The 16,014-nt window shown below is 64.3% G+C and carries 15 protein-coding genes; 11 read left to right on the top strand and 4 right to left on the bottom strand.

Annotated elements, in window-relative coordinates; translation table 11 throughout:
* Nucleotides 1–21: 21 nt before the first annotated feature.
* The 4 genes from rpoA (at nt 22) to LR961_RS14495 (ending at nt 3,665) form a co-directional block, all read left to right on the top strand.
* Nucleotides 22–1,020: a DNA-directed RNA polymerase subunit alpha gene (gene rpoA, locus LR961_RS14510; protein WP_232150654.1), complete on the top strand. Its 999-nt coding sequence runs from the start codon at nt 22–24 to the stop codon at nt 1,018–1,020.
* A 194-nt stretch (nt 1,021–1,214) separates the two neighbouring features.
* Entirely contained in the window at nt 1,215–1,601 is a 387-nt protein-coding gene (gene rplQ, locus LR961_RS14505) for a 50S ribosomal protein L17 (protein WP_232150652.1), read from the top strand.
* 145 nt (nt 1,602–1,746) lie between these two features.
* Entirely contained in the window at nt 1,747–2,262 is a 516-nt protein-coding gene (locus LR961_RS14500; protein WP_232150651.1) for a disulfide bond formation protein B, read from the top strand.
* A gap of 35 nt (nt 2,263–2,297) precedes the next feature.
* The gene (locus LR961_RS14495) at nt 2,298–3,665 is read left to right on the top strand and encodes a 3-deoxy-7-phosphoheptulonate synthase class II (protein WP_232151159.1); all 1,368 of its coding nucleotides are present in this window, start codon (nt 2,298–2,300) and stop codon (nt 3,663–3,665) included.
* A 637-nt stretch (nt 3,666–4,302) separates the two neighbouring features.
* On the opposite strand, the gene LR961_RS14490 is transcribed toward LR961_RS14495, so the two are convergent.
* Complete coding sequence (locus LR961_RS14490) at nt 4,303–4,776, bottom strand: DUF2127 domain-containing protein (protein WP_232150649.1); 474 nt, start codon at nt 4,774–4,776, stop codon at nt 4,303–4,305.
* Between the two features lie 4 nt (nt 4,777–4,780).
* On the bottom strand, nt 4,781–6,610 hold the full coding sequence (gene typA, locus LR961_RS14485) for a translational GTPase TypA (protein ID WP_232150647.1): 1,830 nt from the start codon (nt 6,608–6,610) through the stop codon (nt 4,781–4,783).
* A gap of 202 nt (nt 6,611–6,812) precedes the next feature.
* Between typA and LR961_RS14480 the strand changes: the two genes are divergently transcribed.
* The 6 genes from LR961_RS14480 to LR961_RS14455 all read left to right on the top strand — a co-directional run bounded on the left by LR961_RS14480 (nt 6,813) and on the right by LR961_RS14455 (nt 13,125).
* On the top strand, nt 6,813–7,307 hold the full coding sequence (locus LR961_RS14480) for a peptidylprolyl isomerase (protein ID WP_232150645.1): 495 nt from the start codon (nt 6,813–6,815) through the stop codon (nt 7,305–7,307).
* A gap of 126 nt (nt 7,308–7,433) precedes the next feature.
* Nucleotides 7,434–8,417 carry a malate dehydrogenase gene (locus LR961_RS14475; RefSeq protein ID WP_232150643.1) on the top strand — a complete coding sequence of 328 codons (984 nt, stop codon included), beginning with the start codon at nt 7,434–7,436 and terminating at the stop codon, nt 8,415–8,417.
* 163 nt (nt 8,418–8,580) lie between these two features.
* Nucleotides 8,581–9,204, top strand: a complete 624-nt coding sequence (locus LR961_RS14470; RefSeq protein WP_232150641.1) for an RluA family pseudouridine synthase — start codon at nt 8,581–8,583, stop codon at nt 9,202–9,204.
* Between the two features lie 270 nt (nt 9,205–9,474).
* On the top strand, nt 9,475–11,355 hold the full coding sequence (gene prpE / locus LR961_RS14465; RefSeq protein WP_232150639.1) for a propionate--CoA ligase: 1,881 nt from the start codon (nt 9,475–9,477) through the stop codon (nt 11,353–11,355).
* A gap of 121 nt (nt 11,356–11,476) precedes the next feature.
* On the top strand, nt 11,477–11,956 hold the full coding sequence (locus LR961_RS14460; RefSeq protein WP_232150637.1) for a hypothetical protein: 480 nt from the start codon (nt 11,477–11,479) through the stop codon (nt 11,954–11,956).
* A 107-nt stretch (nt 11,957–12,063) separates the two neighbouring features.
* Nucleotides 12,064–13,125: a suppressor of fused domain protein gene (locus tag LR961_RS14455; protein WP_232150635.1), complete on the top strand. Its 1,062-nt coding sequence runs from the start codon at nt 12,064–12,066 to the stop codon at nt 13,123–13,125.
* Nucleotides 13,126–13,161: 36 nt separating this feature from the next.
* On the opposite strand, the gene LR961_RS14450 is transcribed toward LR961_RS14455, so the two are convergent.
* Together LR961_RS14450 and LR961_RS14445 are read right to left on the bottom strand one after the other, a co-directional pair.
* Complete coding sequence (locus LR961_RS14450) at nt 13,162–14,643, bottom strand: ATP-binding protein (protein WP_232150634.1); 1,482 nt, start codon at nt 14,641–14,643, stop codon at nt 13,162–13,164.
* Nucleotides 14,640–15,359, bottom strand: a complete 720-nt coding sequence (locus LR961_RS14445) for a response regulator transcription factor (RefSeq protein WP_232150632.1) — start codon at nt 15,357–15,359, stop codon at nt 14,640–14,642. The genes LR961_RS14450 and LR961_RS14445 overlap by 4 nt, the downstream gene beginning before the upstream one ends.
* 144 nt (nt 15,360–15,503) lie before the next feature.
* Here LR961_RS14445 and msrB point away from each other — a divergent pair, with 144 nt between their 5' ends.
* Nucleotides 15,504–16,007, top strand: a complete 504-nt coding sequence (gene msrB / locus LR961_RS14440) for a peptide-methionine (R)-S-oxide reductase MsrB (protein WP_232150630.1) — start codon at nt 15,504–15,506, stop codon at nt 16,005–16,007.
* Nucleotides 16,008–16,014 lie beyond the last annotated feature (7 nt).

Here is a 16,014-nt window from a genome sequence, read left to right as displayed (position 1 = left end):
GTTCGCAGGAGAACCCGCAACATGACGGTTACCGCAAACCAGGTTCTGCGTCCTCGCGGTCCGCAGATCGAACGCCTTACCGAGACCCGCGCCAAGGTCGTGATCGAACCGCTGGAGCGTGGTTACGGGCATACGTTGGGCAACGCCCTGCGTCGCGTGCTGCTGTCGTCCATCCCGGGCTTCGCCATTACCGAAGTCGAGATCGACGGCGTGCTGCACGAGTACACCACGGTTGAAGGGCTGCAGGAGGACGTGCTTGAAGTCCTGCTCAACCTGAAAGACGTGGCTATTCGCATGCATTCCGGCGACAGCGCCACGCTCTCCCTGTCCAAGCAGGGCCCGGGCATCGTGACCGCTGCCGACATCAAGGTTGACCACAACGTCGAAGTGATCAACGGCGACCATGTGATCTGCCACCTGACCAAGGACGCAGCGATCAACATGCGTCTGAAGATCGAGCGCGGTTTTGGCTACCAGCCGGCGGCTTCGCGCCGTCGTCCGGACGAAGAAACCCGTGCCATCGGCCGTCTGGTTCTGGACGCTTCCTTCTCGCCGGTTCGTCGCGTCGCCTACTCGGTGGAAGCGGCCCGCGTGGAGCAGCGTACCGACCTGGACAAGCTGGTCATCGATATCGAAACCAACGGCACGATCGATGCCGAGGAAGCTGTCCGCACTGCGGCCGACATCCTCAGCGATCAGCTGTCGGTGTTCGGTGATTTCACCCACCGCGACCGCGGTGCGGCCAAGCCGGCCAACAACGGCGTGGATCCGGTGCTGCTGCGCCCGATCGACGACCTGGAGCTGACCGTGCGTTCGGCCAACTGCCTGAAGGCGGAGAGCATCTACTACATCGGCGATCTGATCCAGAAGACCGAAGTGGAGCTGCTCAAGACCCCGAACCTGGGCAAGAAGTCGCTCACCGAGATCAAGGAAGTGCTGGCCCAGCGTGGCCTGTCGCTCGGCATGAAGCTGGAGAACTGGCCGCCGGCCGGTGTCGCCGCTCATGGCATGCTCGGCTGATAAAGCAAGACCTGTTCCCCCGCATGGGTGACCATGCGGGGGAATATTGTTTGCAGTACCCGCGCAGACGGCTGACAAGGCCGCTTCGCAGGCTGTCCAGGAGGGGCGGCCAAGGACCATCCGCAGTCCGTGCAACAGCGCCAGGAAGGCGACAACGAAGTCCAACGTCCCATCATTAACCAAGGAATAGACCCATGCGCCACCAGAAATCTGGCCGTAAGTTCAGCCGTACCAGCGCCCACCGCGAAGCGATGTTCAAGAACATGGCCGCCTCGCTGTTCAAGCACGAGCTGATCAAGACCACCCTGCCGAAGGCCAAGGAACTGCGCCGCGTTGCCGAGCCGCTGATCACCCTGGCCAAGGTCGACTCCGTCGCCAACCGTCGTCTGGCGTTCGCCCGCCTGCGTGACAAGGAAGCCGTCGGCAACCTGTTCACCATCCTGGGCCCGCGCTACGCGGCTCGTCCGGGCGGCTACCTGCGTCTGCTGAAGTGCGGTTTCCGCGCCGGCGACAACGCACCGATGGCCTACGTCGAGCTGGTTGACCGTCCGGCCGCTGTTGCCGAAGAAGTCGCCGAGTAATCGCGCACTTCCATCCTTCGACGGATGAAGCAGAAGCCCGGCCCTGGCCGGGCTTTTTGCATATGCAATCAGGCAATGGCCGGCACTGCTGCCAGCAGTCGATCAGCCTGCTACCCTTGCGGCCTTGTTGAACCGGAATAGCGCGATGAATCCTTTGCGTTGGAGTTTCCGCACGCAGTTCCTGCTGGGTTTCCTGGCATGTGCGGGTTTGTTGGCATTTGCCATCTTCACCCAGTTGCAGATGGGGCTGGAGCCGTGCCCGCTGTGCATCTACCAGCGGATCGCGTTCGCCGCGCTGGGCGTGGTGTTCCTGCTGGGCGCACTGCACGGTCCGACACGACGCGGCGGTCGCGCCGGTTACGGGGTGCTGGCGTTCCTTGCCGCTGCGGTGGGGGCGGGCATTGCCGGGCGCCATGTCTACGTGCAGTTGCTGCCGAAGGACCTGGGTAGCAGCTGTGGCCCGCCGCTCAGTTTCCTGAGTGAGACGATGGGCCCGTTCGAAGTGTTCCGCACGGTGCTGACCGGTACCGGTGACTGCGGCAACATTGACTGGACCTTCCTGGGCTTGAGCATGCCGATGTGGAGCCTGGTGTGGTTCGTGGTGCTGGGCCTGGGTGGTTTGTATGCCGGCCTGCGTGCGCGCAAATCCCGCCGGATCTGATTTTTTCTCGTACTGAAACGGTATTTCCAATGAGTCTGTCCCAACCCCTGTCCCCGGCCGCCATTGATCCGACATGGGCACCTGACAGCTGGCGCGGGAAGCAGGCGCTGCAGATGCCGACCTATCCCGACGCTCAGGCGTTGGATGCTGCGATGGCCGAGTTGCGGCAGCTGCCGCCGCTGGTGACGTCATGGGAAATCTTCGCGCTCAAGCAGCAGTTGGCCGAGGCGCAGGAAGGCAAGCGCTTCCTGTTGCAAGGCGGCGACTGCGCGGAGAACTTTGTCGATTGTGAGTCGGGGACGATCTCCAACCGGCTCAAGGTGCTGCTGCAGATGAGCCTGGTGCTGGTGCACGGGCTGCGCAAGCCGGTGATCCGGGTGGGGCGTTTCGCCGGACAGTACGCCAAGCCGCGCTCGGCCGATACCGAGACGCGCGGCGAGGTGACCTTGCCGAGCTATCGCGGTGACGTGATCAATGCACCGGAGTTCACTGAAGCGGCGCGGGTGCCGGACCCGCAGCGGATGATCACCGCGCATTCGCGTTCGGCGCTGACGATGAATTTCGTGCGCGCCCTGATCGATGGTGGCTTCGCCGACCTGCATCACCCCGAATACTGGAACCTGAGCTGGATGCGCTGCTCGCCGCTGGCCGAGGAGTACCAGAAGATGGTGGCTTCCATCGGTGATGCGGTGCATTTCATGGAGACGCTGTCCGGTTCGCAGGTGCACAACCTCAACCGGGTGGATTTCTACACCTCGCACGAAGCGTTGCTGTTGCACTACGAGCAGTCCTTGACCCGGCAGGTGCCGCGCCAGAGCGGCTGGTTCAACCTGAGCACGCATTACCCGTGGATCGGCATGCGTACGGCGGCACTGGACGGTGCGCACGTGGAATACCTGCGTGGCGTGCGCAATCCCATCGCGATCAAGGTGGGGCCGTCGGTGCAGCCGGATCAGCTGCTGCGTTTGATCGACGTGCTCAACCCCGAGGACGAGCCGGGCAGATTGAGCTTCATCCATCGCATGGGCGCGACGCAGATCGCCGAGAAGCTGCCGCGATTGCTGGAGGCGGTGAAGCGCGATGGACGCCGGGTGTTGTGGGTTTGCGATGCGATGCATGGCAATACCGAGAGCACCAGCAATGGTTACAAGACGCGTCGCTTCGACAACATCCGCAGCGAAGTGGAGTTGTCCTTCGACCTGCACGCCGCAGCCGGCACACGCCTTGGTGGTGTGCATCTGGAGCTGACCGGCGAAGACGTCACCGAATGCACCGGTGGCGCGCGGGAGCTGACCGAGCGTGACCTGGAGCGTGCCTATCGCTCCAGTGTTGATCCGCGCTTGAACTACGAGCAGTCGCTGGAGATCGCGATGGCGATCGTGCATAAGCAGGGCGGCCTGTAGAGCGGAGCCGCCATGCTCCGCTGGGGTATTGCCGAGCATGGTTCGGCAATACCGGGGGCTTGCCTGATTCGTCTGCTGGCTGGTGGTTTAGGATTAGCGGCAATGGCCGTCGGCATCTTGGCCCGATGGCCAGCCCTAGACTTCTGCGCGGACGTGTCTACGTCGTCAATGGGTTTGTTCGATTACCACGGTGACGGCTGGGCGTGCGCCGTTATTCGTCGATCCGCGCAATGCGGAACTGGTGATTGAGGCATTGCGTGACTGCGGGTCCGCAGGCCTGAACCGGCCGTATGCGTGGGTGTTGCTGCCCGATCATCTGCATTGATTGATGCAGTTGCGCGGTGGTTCGCTGAAGACGTGCTTGCAGCGCCTCAAGTCGCGCTCGGGGCGCACTGTTGGCCAATACCTTACTCGCGCTGGTGGGATCTGGCAGGCGGGCTATCACGATCATGCGCTGCGGCGGGATGAGTCGCTGCAGAAGGTTGCCGGGTCTCTGATCTACATCCCGGTTAGGGCAGGGTTGTGCGAGGTGCCGGCGGAGTACCCGTACTTGTGGTGCCGCTGGGGGCTGTAGAGCGGAGCTGGGGCTTTATCGAGATGGCCCGCGATGCCGAGCATGGCCCGGCAGTACCGGTGCTCAGTGTTTGCGGCGCTTGCCGATGTCGCGCGCCAGTACCCATACGACCAGGACATTCACTGCCAGCAGCAGCCAGGAGGCCCAGCCGGGGTGCTTGATGATGGCGTAGATGTCCAGCGGCAGGTACAGCGCGGCGGAGATGCAGCCCAGCCAGGAGGCCCAGACCTTCGCGCGCCACAGGCCCCAGGCTTCAAGCATGCGCAGCAGGCCGTAGGCGACCAGAATGGCGGCGCCAAGGTGGACGGTGTCGGGAGTGATCAGGCCGAGCAGCGAGGAGAACGAGCCGTGCTCGGGGTCGCCGCCGATGCGCAGGATCAGCGCATTGATGATGTTGCGTAGCGGACCGGGCCCGGAGATCTCCAGGCCGGCCGCGGCAGCAAAGGCCAGGATGGCCTTTGCCGCTTCCAGCAGCGCGATGGCTGCCAGACCCGGATGCGCGTGCGGATCCGGGTTGTAGGGCGTGTTGCCGGCCAATGGATCAGCCGCCGCGCGAAGCCTTCTTGCGGTCGCTTTCGGTCAGGAACTTCTTGCGCAGGCGAATTTCCTTCGGGGTGATTTCGACCAGCTCGTCGTCATCGATGAAGTCCAGTGCCTGTTCCAGCGAGAACTTGATGGCCGGGGTCAGCTGGATCGCATCGTCCTTGCCCGAAGCGCGCATGTTGGTCAGCGGCTTGGTCTTGATCGCGTTGACGGTCAGGTCGTTGTCCTTGGAGTGGATACCGATCAGCTGACCTTCGTACACGTTGTCGCCTTCAGCAGCGAACAGCTTGCCGCGTTCCTGCAGCGGGCCCAGCGAGTACGCCGGGGTGGCGCCCGGGGCGTTGGCGATCATCACGCCGTTCAGGCGCTTGGCGATGGCGCCCTGTTCCTTCGGGCCGTAATGGTCGAATACGTGGAACAGCAGGCCCGAACCCTGGGTCAGGGTCTTGAACTCGTTCTGGAAGCCGATCAGGCCACGCGCCGGGATCTTGAAGTCAAGGCGCACGCGGCCCTTGCCGTCCGATTCCATGTTCTCCAGCAGCGCCTTGCGGGTGCCGAGCTTTTCCATCACGCCGCCCTGGTGCTGCTCTTCGACGTCGACCACCAGCTGCTCGATCGGCTCCATCAGCTGGCCATCGATTTCCTTGATGATCACTTCCGGGCGCGACACGGCCAGTTCGTAGCCTTCACGACGCATGGTTTCGATCAGCACCGACAGGTGCAGCTCGCCACGGCCGGAGACCAGGAACTTGTCGGCGTCTTCGAGCTGCTCGACCTTCAGTGCAACGTTGTGCACGGTCTCGCGCTCCAGACGCTCCTTGAGCTGGCGGCTGGTCAGGAACTTGCCGCCGGACAGGTCCTTGTTGCCGGCGAACGGCGAGTTGTTGACCTGGAAGGTCATCGAGATGGTCGGCTCGTCGACGGTCAGGGCCGGCAGCGCTTCCGGGGCTTCCAGGGCGCAGACGGTGTCGGAGATGGTCAGTTCCTGGATGCCGGAGATGGCGATGATGTCGCCCGCCTGGGCTTCCTCGACCTCGATGCGCTCCAGGCCCATGAAGCCGAGCACCTGCAGGACCTTGCCCTGGCGCTTCTTGCCTTCACGGTCGATCACGACCACCGGCTGGTTCTTCTTGACCTTGCCGCGCTGGATGCGGCCAATGCCGATCACGCCGACGAAGTTGTTGTAGTCCAGCTGGCTGATGCGCATCTGGAACGGGCCGTCGGCCTCGACTTCCGGCACCGGCACGTACTTCATGATCGCTTCGTACAGCGGGGTCATGTCGCCGTCGCGCACGGTGTCTTCCAGGCCGGCGTAGCCATTCAGGCCCGAGGCGTAGACGATCGGGAAGTCCAACTGCTCATTGGTGGCGCCGAGCTTGTCGAACAGGTCGAACACCTGGTCGATGACCCATTCCGGACGTGCGCCCGGGCGGTCGACCTTGTTGACCACGACGATCGGCTTGAAGCCCATCGCGAAGGCCTTCTGGGTGACGAAGCGGGTCTGCGGCATCGGGCCGTCCATGGCGTCAACCAGGATCAGCACCGAGTCCACCATCGACAGCACGCGCTCCACTTCGCCGCCGAAGTCGGCGTGTCCGGGGGTGTCGACGATGTTGATGCGGTTGCCATTCCACTTGATGGCCGTGTTCTTGGCCAGAATGGTGATGCCGCGTTCCTTTTCCTGGTCATTGCTGTCCATCACGCGCTCGGCAAGCACCGTACGCTCGGACAGGGTCCCGGACTGCTTCAGCAGCTGGTCGACTAGGGTGGTCTTGCCATGGTCAACGTGGGCGACGATGGCGATGTTGCGAAGATTTTCGATGGACATGCGAAAGACGGCCAGCCGGCGCCGTGAATGGGGAAAAGAAGTCCAACATTATACGGATATGTGTGGCCAACGGGAAAAGTTCCCGTTCATGCCCCCAATGGGGCATTCAGCTGGGGTCGGAAGGGCCTGGGGATTCGACCGGACGGGGGCCGGGTGTATCCTATGGGGCTGGCGAAAGCCGTCTTCTTTCACAAGGATTCCCATGTCCCTGACCGCTAATTTCGACACCTCCCGCGGCCTGATCAAGGTTGAGCTGTTTGCCGACAAGGCGCCGCTGACCGTGGCCAACTTCGTCAACCTGGCCAAGCATGGCTTCTATGACGGCCTGGCGTTCCACCGCGTGATTGCCGACTTCATGATCCAGGGCGGCTGCCCGGAAGGTTCCGGCCGCGGCGGCCCGGGCTACCGTTTCGAGGACGAGACCAACAACGGCGTGCGCCATGATCGCGGCGTGCTGTCCATGGCCAATGCCGGCCCGAACACCAACGGCAGCCAGTTCTTCATCACCCACATCAAGACCGATTGGCTCGACGGCAAGCACACCGTGTTTGGCAAGGTGACCGAGGGCCTGGACGTGGTGGATGCGGTCAAGCAGGGCGACGCCATCAACAAGATCACCATCGAAGGCGACGTCGATGCCGTGCTGGCCGCCAAGGCCGACCGCGTGGCGGAGTGGAACAAGATCCTCGCCGCCTGATCTGCCCCCGACGGCCACCTTGCAGGTGGCCGTTTCTGTTTTCGATCTGATTCCGGCCCTGGTGCCGCTCCCGCGCGGTGGCAGGGCTACAACCCCACGACACGCTTCTTAGCAGAGGAAACCCCCATGAAAGCACCCGTACGTGTTGCCGTAACCGGCGCTGCCGGCAATATCGGTTACGCCCTGCTGTTCCGCATCGCTTCCGGCGAAATGCTCGGCAAGGACCAGCCGGTCATCCTGCAGCTGCTCGAAATCGACAACGAAAAGGCCCAGGCCGCCCTGCAGGGCGTGGTCATGGAACTGGAAGACTGCGCCTTCCCGCTGCTGGCCGGCGTGGTGACCACCGCTGATCCGCTGGTGGCCTTCAAGGACGTCGACGTGGCCCTGCTGGTCGGCGCGCGTCCGCGCGGCCCGGGCATGGAGCGCAAGGACCTGCTGCTGGAAAACGCCAAGATCTTCACCGTGCAGGGCAAGGCCCTGAACGCCGTCGCCAAGCGTGACGTGAAGGTGCTGGTGGTCGGCAACCCGGCCAACACCAATGCCTACATCGCCATGAAGTCGGCTCCGGACCTGAACCCGAAGAACTTCACCGCCATGCTGCGCCTGGACCACAACCGTGCCCTGAGCCAGCTGGCTGCCAAGACCGGCAAGACCGTGGACAGCTTCGAGAAGTTCACCGTGTGGGGCAACCACAGCCCGACCATGTACCCGGACTACCGCTTCGCCACCACCGGCGGCGCTTCGGTGGCCGAGCTGATCAACGACCAGGAATGGAACGCCAACAACTTCATCCCGACCGTTGGCAAGCGCGGCGCGGCGATCATCGCTGCCCGTGGCCTGTCCTCGGCTGCCTCGGCTGCCAACGCCGCCATCGACCATGTCCATGACTGGGTGCTGGGCAGCAACGGCAAGTGGGTGACGATGGGCGTGCCGTCCGACGGCTCCTACGGCATCCCGGAAGGTGTGGTGTTCGGCTTCCCGGTGACCACCGAGAACGGCCAGTACACGATCATCAAGGACCTGCCGATCGACGACTTCTCCAAGAAGTACATCGACATCACCCTGGGTGAGCTGGAAGAAGAGCGCGCTGGCGTTGCCGACCTGCTGTAACCGCAGCGGTTCAGTGTGACGCAATGAACGGGGGAGCTTCGGCTTCCCCGTTTTTTGTGGGGAAGAATGATGTGTGGAGCGGAGCCATGCTCCGTTGTGGCATAAGCGATGGAGCCCCTGTCGAGCCCAGCTCGGCACTACCGCTGCAAATTTTGTGAATGGCATGAACAACGAAATCACGCTGCATTACATCGACGACGCGCTGCTGGTGGCCGAGAAGCCGACCGGCCTGTTGTCCGTGCCCGGGCGCCTGCCGGAGAACCAGGATTGCCTGGTGTCGCGCTTGCAGGCGCAGTATCCGGATGCGTTGACGGTGCACCGCTTGGACCAGGTGACTTCGGGGCTGATGTTGTATGCGCGTGGCAAGGAAATGCAGGCGGCGTTGTCGAGCCAGTTCGAGAAGCGTCTGGTCAGCAAACGCTACGAGGCCGTGGTGCAGGGGCTGATCGAAGGTGATGCCGGTGAAGTCGCGTTGCCGTTGATCTGCGACTGGCCGAACCGACCCAGGCAGATGGTGGATTTCGAGCGTGGCAAACCGGCGTTGACGCGGTGGCGGGTGCTGGCGCGGGATGTGGAAGCGCAACGCACGCGGGTCGAGCTGGAGCCGGTGACCGGGCGCAGCCATCAGCTGCGGCTGCATATGGCGAGTCTGGGGCATCCGATCATCGGCGACGTGCTGTACGGAGCGGAGCCGGCGGCGCGGGTGCAGCTGCATGCGTGCCGGTTGCAGTTTGTGCATCCGGTGAGTGGGGAGGTTGTTGGGTTTGTTTCGGAAAGCCCTTTTTGAGGCCAAAGCAGCCCTCACCCCACCCCCTCTCCCGCAAGCGGGAGAGGGGTCAGTTCACTGCGAGTCGACGCATTCCGAGCCCCTCTCCCGTACACGGGAGAGGGGCCAGTTCACTGCGAGCCGATGCATTCCGAGCCCCTCTCCCGCTTGCGGGAGAGGGGGTGGGGTGAGGGCCGCTTTGGCCTTTGGTCTTAAGACCAAAGACGCAAGGAGAACGATGACGGCTGCGGACTATGCTCGGCTCAGATCAGGCAGGTTCCGGAGGGTGTCATGCAGTACGAGCAGATCTACCGCCGTTCCATCGAGGCGCCCGAGGAATTCTGGGCCGAGGAGGCCAAGGCGATTCACTGGCATCGCCCGCCGCAGCAGATCCTCGATTACTCCAACCCGCCATTCCGCCGCTGGTTCGTTGGTGGCGAAACCAACCTCTGCTACAACGCGGTGGACCGCCATCTCGTCGAGCGCGCCGACCAGCTCGCACTGGTCGCCATTTCCACCGAAACCAACATCACCCGCGAGATCACCTACCGCGAACTGCATCGTGAAGTGAATGCCTTCGCCGCCGTGCTCAAACAGCTCGATGTGGGGCGCGGTGATCGTGTCGTCATCTACATGCCGAACATGGCAGAAGCGGTGTTCGCGATGCTGGCCTGCGCACGCATCGGTGCAGTGCATTCGGTCGTTTTTGGCGGCTTTGCCGCGCACAACCTGGCGCTGCGTATCGATGATGCACAGCCCAAGCTGCTGATCGCCGCCGATGCCGGCATGCGCGGCGGCAAGGTGATTCCGTACAAGGCGATGGTGGACGCTGCCTGCGCCGAAGCGCAGAGCCCTCCGCCGAAAGTGCTGATCGTGTCGCGTGGTCTGGATGCGGCAGAGCCGAAGGTCGCCGGGCGTGATGAGGACTACGCAGCACTGCGTACGCAGGTGGGCGATGCCGAAGTGCCGGTGGAATGGCTGGAGTCCAACGAACCCAGCTACCTGCTGTACACCTCCGGCACCACCGGCAAGCCCAAGGGCGTGCAGCGCGATGTTGGCGGTTACGCGGTGGCGATGGCGCAGTCGATGCGCACCGTGTTCGACTGCGCGCCGGGGCAGGTGATGTTTTCCACGTCCGATGTCGGCTGGGCGGTGGGTCATTCCTACAACGTGTATGGGCCATTGATCGGCGGCTGCACCTCGTTGTTGTACGAAGGCCTGCCGATCAATCCGGACGCCGGTATCTGGTGGGCGCTGTGCGAGCAGTACGGCGTGCGCACGATGTTCTCTTCGCCTACCGCGATCCGCGTATTGAAGAAGCATGATGTGGACTTCATCGACCGCCATGATCTGTCTGAACTGAAGTACCTGTTCCTGGCCGGCGAGCCGTTGGACGAGCCCACCGCGCAATGGATCAGTGGCGCGCTGCGCAAGCCGGTGATCGACAACTACTGGCAGACCGAAACCGGCTGGCCCGCACTGACGTTGTTGCCTGGCGTGGATATGAAGCCGGTGAAGTTCGGTTCGCCCGGCTTTCCCAACCTCGGCTACAGGATGAAGGTGATCGACGAGCAGAGCGGGGTGGAGGTGGCGCCTGGGCAGAAGGGCGTGCTGGTGATCCAGCCACCGCTGCCGCCGGGCTGCATGAGCACGGTGTGGAACGACGATGAGCGTTTCCTCAAGAGTTACTTCAGTCACTTCAAGGAGCTGCTGTACAGCTCGCTGGACTGGGCCATCCGCGACGAGGACGGCTACACCTTCATCCTTGGCCGCACCGATGACGTGATCAACGTGGCCGGCCATCGGTTGGGCACGCGGGAGATCGAGGAGGCCATCAGCGGGCACCCGCGGGTGGCCGAAGCGGCGGTGATCGGCGTGCATGACGAATTGAAGGGCCAGGTGCCGCTGGTGTTCGTCACTCTCAAGCAGGCCGCGGACGCGGAGGAAGCGCCCATGCTGGCAGCGGAAATGATGCAGCGGGTCACCGCGTCGCTGGGGGCGGTGGCGCGGCCGGCGCACATCCATATCGTCAACGCGCTTCCCAAGACGCGTTCAGGTAAGCTGCTGCGGCGTTCGCTGCAGGCATTGGCGGAACGGCGTGACCCGGGCGATCTGTCGACACTCGACGATCCGGGCGCGCTGGAGGAAATCCGCCGCGCGCTGGGGACATAGCGCAGGCCGCAGGCGCAGCGATCGCAAGGGGGCGGCACGTATACAGGCAAGTCAGTCGGGGCGGGGGCCCCGGCCAGCGTTTGCGCGTGCCGTGGTTGCGATGCACAAAGTGGGAGGGGAAATGGCACTGATTCATGCCAAGACGGCGGCTGGCCGTCGTGAGATCGAGGACCGTGGCCTGCGCCTGGCGCCGGGGTTGCGTTCGGTGCTGCTGCTGGTGGACGGGCAGCGTGACGGGCACGAACTGCAGCAGATGGCGCAGGGGCTGCGCGCGCCGGACGACGTGCTGGAACAGCTGGCGGCGCTGGGCCTGATCGAGGTGGTGGGAGGCAGCGTCGAACGCAAGCCGGCGGTGCCGCTCACCACCCATCTCGGGGATGACCCGTTGCGCTACCAGCAGTTGCGTGACTGGATGGCCGAGTCGGTGCGCAAGCACCTGGGTCTGAAGGGCTACCTGATCCAGCTCAAGATCGAGCGCAGCCGCAACGCGGTGGGGCTGGAACAGCTGTGGCCGGAAGTGGCCTCGGCGCTGGGCAAGGCCAAGAGCCCGGCCTTCGCCAACCGTTGGCTCGAGGAAACCCGGGCATTGGTGCTGACGTGACGGACGGTCGCGCCGCTGCCCTGCCTGCGGCGGCCCTGTCCGGGGTATGTCATGGGGCCGCAGGACCGGAACTATGATGGCGGCTTGTACCCAGTGGAGTGCCCGGCATGGATCAGCAGCACCGCGGTGACATCAGCACGGCCGGCTGGGATGCCATCAATGCCGCAATGGCGGCGGTGCATCCCGGGCAGACGCCGAAGCATTACGGCACGCTGCTGTCCTACACGCTGGGCGGCAACGACCCGCTGGACGGCATCAGCATCTACTGGAGCGAGGTGCCGCGCCCGCACTGGCACTACGTCACTTATGGCTTCTCCGAGCTGTACGACAAGCAGAGCGACGACCTTGCCGAAAGCGGCTTCGGTTTCGAGCTGACCTTCCGCCTTGCCGCAGCGGCGGGTGATGGTCCGGATGGCGAGCCACCGCTGTGGCCAATGAACCTGCTGCAGAATGTGGCGCGCTATGTGTTCAGCAGCGGCAACGTGTTCGAGACAGGACACCATCTCGATGCCAACGGCCCGATCGCGCAGGATGCCCAGACGCAGTTGCGCCACCTGGCTCTCGTGGCCGACCCGCAGCTGCCGGCGATCGATACGCCCAATGGCCGGTTGAGCTTCCTACAGTTGGTGGGGGTGACCGATGACGAGATGGGGGCGATCAAGCGCTGGTCGACGCTGGGCGTGCTGGACGTGTTGATGCCGGCGATGCCGCTGTGGATCACCGAGCTTGAACGCGACTCGCTGCTGGCCGATCCGGCGCTGGCCGCGCAGGTGGAAGCAGGCAGCCAGCGTGAAGGTTCCAGCACCGGCATGTTGTTCGTGGAAACGCTGGACTGGTCGGTGGACGAACAGATCACGACGCTGGTGCTGGGCGCCGGGCAGGTGGCCAGCGTGCTGGAGCTGCTGCCGCTACGCCTGCTTCACGACAAGCCGCTGGTGGTACTGGGCCGCGAGCAGCAGTGGCGCTTCGAGCCGGGCGTGGCCGATGACCTGCAACTGGACGACGACAGCGCACGCTGCGTGCTGTCCGATGACAGCCTGCGGGCGATGCTGCAGGACATGCGCGCCGAACGCGGCATCTATCCGTTGCCGGGCGGCAGGCTGCAGGTCGAGGTGAAGCCGACGCTGCTGCGCGACGGCGAAGGCAACGTGATCCTCGAGATCGGCTGACAGCGCCGCCGATACCACGCTGCTTCGATCGGCGCTTCAGCGGTTGCCTGAGCGGTTGCCGGCCGTCGCCAGCGAGAACACGAACACCGCACCTTCGCGGCTGTCGGCCAGCGCGATGGAGCGGTGATGCAGCTGCAGGATGCGGTGCACGATCAACAGGCCAAGGCCGCCGCTGTCCGGGCGCTGGCTGCCGAGTGCGGGCGGAGTGATGAACAACTGCGCGTGCCGCTCCGGTGCGATGCCGGGGCCGCTATCGGAAACGGTGACCTGCACCTGTCCATCGGCAGCGTGCAGTGCCACCTGGATGTGGCCGCCTTCGGGCGTGTGACGAATGGCGTTGTCGAGCAGGTTGGTCAACACGCGCTCGATCAGGCCAAGGTCGGCTTCCACCGCAGGCAGTCCGGCGGGAATGTCGGCGGTGAGTGATTGCCGTCGTGACTGCGCGGCCAGCTCGAATTTCTGGAACACGTCCTGCACCAGGTCCGGCAACGAGAACGCCTGCAGTTCCAGCACCACGCCACCGTGCTCCAGCCGCGCCAGTTCGAACAGCGCCTGCGCCAGATGGCCGACCTTGTTGCTCTGCGAAAGTGCGATGGACAGGTAACGTTGGCGCTCATCGGCACTGAGCGTGGCGTCTTTCAGTGCCAGCGTTTCCAGATAGCCGTGCAGCGACGACAGCGGCGTGCGCAGGTCGTGGGAGATGTTGGCGACCAGTTCACGGCGTTGCAGGTCCTGCTGACGCAGCTGCTGCCATTGCTCGCCGATGCGCTGCGCCATGTGGGTGAAGCTGTGCTGCAGGATGGTGAGCTCGTCACGCTCACCGGGCCGCAGCGGTGCGGCAGGCACGGGTAGTGCCGGAGCGCCGCCTTCGACGTCGAAGGCCTGGATATCGCGGGTGAGTTGGCGCAGTGGCCGGGTCACCCAGCGGAAGGCGATGACGCCGGCCAGCAGTCCAATGATTGCCACGATTGCCAGCGACCACAGCGTGGTTCGCAGGCTGGCATTGGCCGCGATATCTGCTGCCAGTGCTTCGCGTTGCTCGCCGACCAGCACCACGTAGATGTAGCCGACCTGCTTGCCCTGCACACGCAGCGGTGCGGCGTTGAAGACCTTGCGTCCGTTGCTGCGAGGGTCATCGCCGAGGATGGGCAAAGGCGCGCCGGCAAGCAGCGCCTGCACGGGTGCCAGGTCGACACGGTCGCGTTTGAGATGCCCATCGGGTGCGTCATGGCCGAGGATTCGGCCCTGGTCATCAAGCAGGTAGACCTCGACGCTGGGGTTGACCGCCATCAGTTTACCGAACAGTGCGCGCACTTCACCATCGCGCATGCCGCGTGCATCCATCAGCTCGCCACTGCGTGCGATATGTTCGGCAAGCCCACGGGAAAGACGCTGCACGGTTTCCTGCTCGTGCATGCGCGTGCTGCGCATCTGGATCCACGCCAATGCGCCACAGCAGATCAGTAGCAGCCCGAAGAACGCCACCGACAGGCGTTGGGAGAGGGTCAGCCGGTTCATGCGCCGCTCCCGTCACCACCGGCCAGCTTGTAGCCGCGCCCCCACACGGTGAGGATGCGCTGCGGTGCAGCCGGGTCACGCTCGATCTTGTTGCGCAGGCGGTTGATGTGGGTGTTGACGGTGTGTTCGTAGCCGTCGTGGCGATGGCCCCAGACCTGGTTGAGCAGGTCCATCCGCGAGTACACCTGCTCCGGATGCTGGGCGAAGAAATAGAGTAGGTCGAATTCGCGCGGGGTCAGGTCCAGTGCGTTGCCATCCACCTGCGCGGTGCGCGCGATCGGATCGATACGGATGCCGGCGATGTTGATCTCGCCTGCATCGATGCGCGCGTTCTGTGCCATCGCCTCGACCCGCCGCAACAACGCCTTGACCCGCGCCACCAGCTCCAGCATCGAGAATGGTTTGGCCAGGTAGTCGTCGGCACCCAGCTCCAGGCCGAGGATGCGATGCACTTCACTGGCGCGTGCACTGGTGATGATGATGGGCGTGTATCGCGTCATCGCACGTGCGCGCCGGCAGATTTCCAGGCCGTCCACGCCGGGCAGCATCAGGTCCAGTACGAGTGCGCTCCACGCCGTTTCCTCGAGCAGGCGCAGGCCTTCGTCGCCGGTAGCCGCGTGCGTGACCTCATAACCCTCATCGCGCAGATGCATGCGCAGCAGGCTGGCGATGTGGACATCGTCCTCGACGATCAGGACACGTTTTGCACTGCTCATCGACAGGACTGGCCGGCGGGAAGATGGGCTCCATTGTCGGCGGATATCGCCGGCGATGTGTCACGGAAAATTTAACTCTGCGTGAGGATTCGTTGACCGGCCGGGGCGCAGCATGCACCTGTCGCTTCTGTCTGGAGACCGGTCATGTCCCTCACCCGTCGCAAGCTGCTGGGCATCGGTGGCGCAGTGGCCGCGGCCAGCCTGTTTGGGCTGGGGGCCTGCGGCCGGGCGGCACCGGTGTCGCCTGCCAGCCGGGGCAACTTCGAAGTCATGCGCAGCGATGCCCAATGGCGGCAGCAGCTGACGCCCGCGCAGTACGCGGTGCTGCGCGGGCAGGGCACCGAACGTGCCTTCAGCAGCCCGCTCAACGACGAACACCGACGCGGCACCTTCCATTGCGCCGGCTGCGCACTGGCGTTGTTCTCATCAGCCACCAAGTTCGACAGCGGCACCGGTTGGCCCAGTTTCTGGGCGCCGCTGCATGGTGCGGTCGGCGAGGACCGCGACACCACCTTCGGCATGCTGCGGGTAGCGGTGCATTGCCGGCGCTGTGGCGGTCACCTGGGTCATGTCTTCAACGATGGCCCGCGTCCGACCGGACTGCGCTACTGCATGAACGGCGTGGCCATGAACTTCATTGCGGCCTGAGCGCCGC

It is taken from the genome of Stenotrophomonas sp. SY1 (genome assembly GCF_021202945.1).
In the GTDB taxonomy this organism is placed as follows: domain Bacteria; phylum Pseudomonadota; class Gammaproteobacteria; order Xanthomonadales; family Xanthomonadaceae; genus Stenotrophomonas.
The sequence above is the reverse complement of the archived record's forward strand: the minus strand, read 5'-3'. Positions and strand labels throughout refer to the sequence as shown.